Here is a 5,622-nt window from a genome sequence, read left to right on the forward strand (position 1 = left end):
ACAGCAAACACCTCATTAAGTATTCAAAGGACGGCGCTGCCGTCCGCGCTATTCATCCCCGCCCTGAACGACGGGGCTTTTCGCGCAATCCGGTAAATTGCCATCATTTCCGGTTAAGCGTAATGTTTAACTACAGATTCTGCGTACTTGAGTATTCAAGTACCTGAAGTGTCACGGCTGCTTTAACGCTGTGCTCAACGGATGCTGACTACGGTTGGTATCTTAAAAAATGTTGCTGCTTCTACGGACGCAGTTAACCTCAACCCTGAAGGGAGAATGTTTCTCCTTTCAGGGGCGGCGTTCTCCCTTTTTTATTTGGAGAATGCCTATGATAAAGGTTAATTTTAATAATATTAAGGAAGATCTGAGAAAGATAGCAATCGCCTTAATGATTGCCGGGCTAGCAGGATTTATAATCGAAAGCGTTAGCTTATTTAAATCGGCTATAATAACTTTTGTTGGTTTAATCTTTTGGATCTTAGGGTTAGTCGAAAAGGCTACACAGGAGGGTGAGTGATGGAAATTGCACTTTTAATTGGTGTATTTGGTCTTGGTCTGTATGCAATTGCAGCTTATCAAGAACGTAACCACTCGAAAAAGCATAAAAAACGCTAACTCAAGAGATTATTTCCACGGAGATAATTAAAAGCCCCGACCTTTGCAAAAAGGTCGGGGCTTTTCTATTTGAGCTTGTCAAAACAGATCTCCAACGCCGGCATCCGAGATGAGATCAAACTCATCCTTTTCGGCAGCGACTTCTGTCTGGCCAGATGGGGGAGGTATGATATCCACCTCACCACCGTTTAACTTTCCAAGTTGAACCAAACCCAAAAGCATTAGCTTTCGTGCTTGATAGGCTCTACCTCTGTCATTGAACTGAGACAGGTATTCATAGAGTTCAGGATCTTCTACTCTCGGTATTTTCTGATTCATACGAATTTGTTCAACCATCACGCTACCTCACGATGATTCCGTGCATACCAGGCTTCACCAATTTTTTGAAAGCCAAGCACGTTTGCGACTACTGAGTGCTCATCACAATGAACGTGATGTTTAGGCAATAGCTTCTTAATCGGATCTAAAAAGATTCGGGCACCTCCGCCGACCAGAATAATCTGATCGATACTCCGACCGTCACCGACCTTGTTTGAAATGGCATCCACTGCAGGCATGATTTCGGTCAGTGCGGCTTGATGGTATTTCGTTAAATCTACATCCTGACCATACAGACGGAATCGACCTTTACGAATCCCTTCATCAATGTGCGAGATGTTGTCGTAATTAATTGAAAGGTCTTCGCTAATCCCCTTTGCCACCGCTTTCAGGTAAGCACTCATTCCGGTTGGATGACTGCCGCTTTTGCCACTGATTTCTCTAAGGCCTGTAGATACCAGAAAGTCCACAGTGAAAAAGCCGGGATCAATCAGCAGGTTTCGAGTGCTACTCAATTCTTCAAGTAGTTTTGCTTGTGAGGCGTAATGCAGGAACCCACCTAATGGCTGTGATACGGCATTCACTCTTTTGATATGCACATCTCGATTGCCGACACGGTGCGTACCAACAAGCAGTTTTTCTAAGACCGCTCGCTTGCTGCCCATTAAATCCACTGGCAAACCAACCACCAGCAAATCAATGGTATCGACATTCATTTGAGAGAGTGCGCCATACATTAGCGCCATATAATCTTCTGTCTCGATGTAGTTCTCGTGCATGATGCGTACACCACCTTCAAGGGCGGCATCAATGCCTGGACCCACTTCATAACGATTGCCGTTCACCACTACCTGATAAATGTCTGGGCTTTCCTGAAAGCTGCCCTTATTCACACTGGGGCGGTTCACAATAGATGGGAAGTGATCGGCCACAGCACGACCATTAACAATGTTACGAATGAATTTAGTGTTGCCATAGCCAACGTCTACAGCACGAATGACTGGATTAATATTGTTCACGAACGTTCCTCCACGGAAAAACAAAAGAAACGCGCACGCAAAAGCATCAAAGGCCTTTGATTAAGCACGCGATAGATTGAGTTTGAAATATGGCCTGAAGTAGGCCTTTTTTGATGCACACTTCCGTGGAAGTTGCGCGCGGGAGCGTCAGAAATGACGATGGAAGATAGCTTACACCGGGCGCATTGATAAAATCAAGCCCGAGAAGTCCTGCAGGACACCTACAGGACACCTAGCGTGCCGAAACAGACATTCAACACCATATAAAATCATTATTCACATGCCCTAGAAGTCCTGCAGGACGCCTGCAGGACACCTAAGACACTTCAATCACAAAATTCTGTCAGTTTTCTCAAAAACGCACCTAAGTTGCTTTGGAAAAAAACGCGCTGGAGACTGAGGGGCAAAACCGACCCGATTTCTGTAGTCAAAACAAGACATTGGAAAAAATCAGCTAAACTGATTCCACACTATGAGAAAAAACTGGATCAAAAAAATTTGACAAACAGGGGGGCTTTGATCTGAAAATATGCCCAATCTTCAAACGGGCCCCTCCGGGTCTGAAGAGAGCAGCAAGCCAACTGCACAAAAAATGGCTCTCTCTAGGCTACGTTCACGCAACGTTGCCCACTCAAAGAAAAGACAAAAGAGCTGTAAATATGCTGAAAATGCATGTTGACGGATTTCTATGTCTAAAAATCATCCAGGACACGGTATTAACCGGACTGCCACGGCGGTCATCGTCCATGTAGTTCACTGTCTCTACGGAGGCACGTATCAATCGAAGTACGGCGGACCACGGTTCGACTGTAATCCATACGAAACCACAAAAAGATTTTCCTAAAACCTGATGTAAACACAGTCTGTTGTCGGAGCAGCGTTTTACTAGGGCGGAACTACCGTGATCGGGCCTCCTGCTGGCGGGGAGCACTGGGAACAAATTCAATCACGTTCGTATTTTTGTGTGTATCAAAACTAACCGGACGCCTTGTAAATCTGTGACAGAGATGAACTGGGTGGCTGACTATCGTTAAAAGTTCTGTAAAGGGGTAGGTCGAACATCTACCAATGCTTTGCAGTGATAGCAGCGTCATGTCGGGTCTGAACCAAACCTTCCATGAAAGAGGCAACCTCACGTTTAAGATTCAGCCGCAGCTCAGAACTGCACCTGATGAGAGTTCCCTACCGTATGGTGATTGATTGATAACTACTGATGATTTGAATGAGTGAATTAGAGAGGAAAGCTGCTTATGAAAATTGATTAAAACTGGAGATAAAAAAAATGGGTACACAATTACATAAACCCTACACACCGCCGTTGACCGTAACGGAGGGAGAGTTTGTATTCGCTGCACCGGAGATGCGAGGCAGATTCAATAAGCACGGTAAACCTTGGACGGTGAGAACCATCTTTCTCTATAACGTCGAGCAAGTGCTTTACAAACACAATAGAAAACATGCCAAACGGGATAAGCCGGTGAGCGAAAAAACCAAATCTACTCGGTTTATTGAATGCCGGGCGATGGCGCATGACCTTCATAATCTGGGGTATCGGATCACATTGCCAACACAAATCCGTCAAAAGCACGTTAAAGCACTGACACGTTTCTGGGAATCCAGAGAAGACCTGAAGCCCGCCTCTGTAGTCCAAAAAGTATCTATTCTGAGAACCTTTTTGGGGTGGATGGGCAAACAGGGCGTGATGGAATTCATGTCGGACAAAGAGATGTTTGAGAACCCGGAGGCCATGAAGCGTGAGTATGTGGCCAGGATAGATAAAAGCTGGGATGACAAGTTTGATGTAAACGCTTTGATTGAAAAAGTTACGGCTGACTGTAAACACACTGGCAGACAGCTGAAGCTCTCACATCTATTTGGTTTGCGCACAAAAGAATCCATGTTATTTCGGCCGCGATTGGACTATGACGCGGAAAAGAAATACATCAATGTCAGACGGGGAACCAAGGGTGGTCGCACACGACTGGTGCATGTCGAAACGGATGAGCAGCGCGAATACCTTGAAGAGCTGCTTAGCTACACTCACGATGATAATGACTCCATGGTGCCAAGACGTTTCGAGTTGGCTGGTTGGTTGAAGCATTACTACCGAATCACAAAAAGAAATGGAATTTCACGAGAAACGGGCATTACACCGCATGGCCTGAGACATGGTTACGCACAGCGATTGTATGAACGTACTACCGGTCACCCTGCTGCCGTCAAAGATGTACCACAATTCGCTCGTGACATCGACAAGATAGAAGAGCGGATTGCCAGGCTGTTGGTTTCAGAAAATCTTGGCCATAGCCGTGAATCCATTTCGAGTGCCTATATTGGCAGTCATGACTAACCGGCACAGACCAATATCCGGTTATTGATTGCCCTTATTTTTTTAATTGTTAACCTTCACGCCACAAAGGAAACGACCATGAATTACGAAAACCCTTGGGATATTGCACTACCTCTCATTTCAGCAACCGGTGAAGCTGACAAACTAAACACCAATACCATTGAAGTCTTAAATAGACTCAGTGATAGAGCGAACCCAAACACCGGGTTCGCCATCACTCGGCCAGATGAGTTGGCACGAGATGCGAAACGCTCCATAGAGGAAATCCGAAAAGAGCTAACCGAGTTGGTGAAGGCTGAAATCATTAAGCCTGTTATCACAATCGAACAAGGTCTATTCATGGTCCATCCAAGACTGACAAGCCTCTCACATTCTTCAGTTCACCCAGAGGCGTAATGATGCGAGCCGCTACACAATCACCATTGAGTATGAATGGTCAGACAAACACAACCGAGACTATTTTGTATTTCTCACCTTCTTATTCAGGCGAGGTGCACATTATCCTGGGCAACTTTGTGCTGGAAACACCAGTCACGGTGGATGAAGCAATTAAGATTTCAAAGCGGTACCAAGAAGCGGCCAAAAGATGCAACAAACCAATCGAACTGGTTCCAACAGATTACACCTGCCAAACCACTGGACAGACGATTGAAAACTGGACTGGCGCTCAATCTACACACACATATTAATGTAGTAAACGTATTGCGATCGTAACGCGAGTGGCATACCAGAAATGAATCAACTGAAGATACAAAAAAACCGTTAAGGCCTCCTTAACGGTTTTTTTGTATCCAACAAGCCGCAGGCGCGTTAGCTTGCACAGGCATTACCTGAAAACAACAAACTACAGTTATTCACTATCCGCTCTGGCAATCCTGATTAACCCTATCGGGACTCAATTCGCCACTCAAAAGCCGAGAGATTTCCTATCAGCATCACTCAACCCACCAGCAGCTTTTGACAGATACCATGCGGAATCATTGAGAAGCCGTCCCGCTTTCTCGTCTATGTCGGACAAAGCCGCATCCAGCTTCTCGAAATAATAGGAAACACGTTTCGGATCTACCTGCTCACCAAAAGGGGCGATCAGCAGCCTGGCATATTCGACTCGCACAGAATTAAATTTGTTGTCTATCCATTCTGGGAAGGCAGATATAGAGGATGGCGTGTCGTTACTGAGGCGAAGTTTGATATCGTTACAAAAATACGCGAATTGTTCTGCTAAAGAACGGGGTCACCGAAACATACTCGCCATAGGCCATTGATTGCTGCACCAGCCACTTTACAGCCTGATCAGACGCTGCCAGCAGGCCCGATATG

6 protein-coding genes are annotated in these 5,622 nt (G+C 45.6%); 3 read left to right on the forward strand and 3 right to left on the reverse strand.

Annotated elements, in window-relative coordinates:
• Window positions 1–693: 693 nt before the first annotated feature.
• Window positions 694–951: a hypothetical protein gene (locus LGT40_RS01030; RefSeq protein ID WP_226069713.1), complete on the reverse strand. Its 258-nt coding sequence runs from the start codon at window positions 949–951 to the stop codon at window positions 694–696.
• Window positions 951–1,952 (reverse strand): PRTRC system protein D, encoded by a 1,002-nt coding sequence (locus LGT40_RS01035; protein WP_226069714.1) that lies wholly within the window; start codon window positions 1,950–1,952, stop codon window positions 951–953. Before LGT40_RS01035 ends, LGT40_RS01030 begins: the two co-directional genes overlap by 1 nt.
• Window positions 1,953–3,234: 1,282 nt before the next feature.
• Here LGT40_RS01035 and LGT40_RS01040 point away from each other — a divergent pair.
• The 3 genes from LGT40_RS01040 to LGT40_RS01050 all read left to right on the forward strand — a co-directional run bounded on the left by LGT40_RS01040 (window position 3,235) and on the right by LGT40_RS01050 (window position 4,991).
• Window positions 3,235–4,302, forward strand: a complete 1,068-nt coding sequence (locus LGT40_RS01040; protein ID WP_226069715.1) for an integrase domain-containing protein — start codon at window positions 3,235–3,237, stop codon at window positions 4,300–4,302.
• A 78-nt stretch (window positions 4,303–4,380) separates the two neighbouring features.
• Window positions 4,381–4,698, forward strand: a complete 318-nt coding sequence (locus LGT40_RS01045) for a hypothetical protein (RefSeq protein ID WP_226069716.1) — start codon at window positions 4,381–4,383, stop codon at window positions 4,696–4,698.
• Window positions 4,698–4,991: a hypothetical protein gene (locus LGT40_RS01050; protein WP_226069717.1), complete on the forward strand. Its 294-nt coding sequence runs from the start codon at window positions 4,698–4,700 to the stop codon at window positions 4,989–4,991. Before LGT40_RS01045 ends, LGT40_RS01050 begins: the two co-directional genes overlap by 1 nt.
• 218 nt (window positions 4,992–5,209) lie before the next feature.
• Here LGT40_RS01050 and LGT40_RS01055 read toward each other — a convergent pair whose 3' ends face one another.
• A complete protein-coding gene (locus LGT40_RS01055; protein WP_226069718.1) occupies window positions 5,210–5,416 on the reverse strand; it encodes a hypothetical protein in 207 nt (68 codons plus the stop codon).
• Window positions 5,417–5,622 lie beyond the last annotated feature (206 nt).

The organism is Methylophaga pinxianii, assembly GCF_020447225.1.
Lineage (GTDB): Bacteria > Pseudomonadota > Gammaproteobacteria > Nitrosococcales > Methylophagaceae > Methylophaga > Methylophaga pinxianii.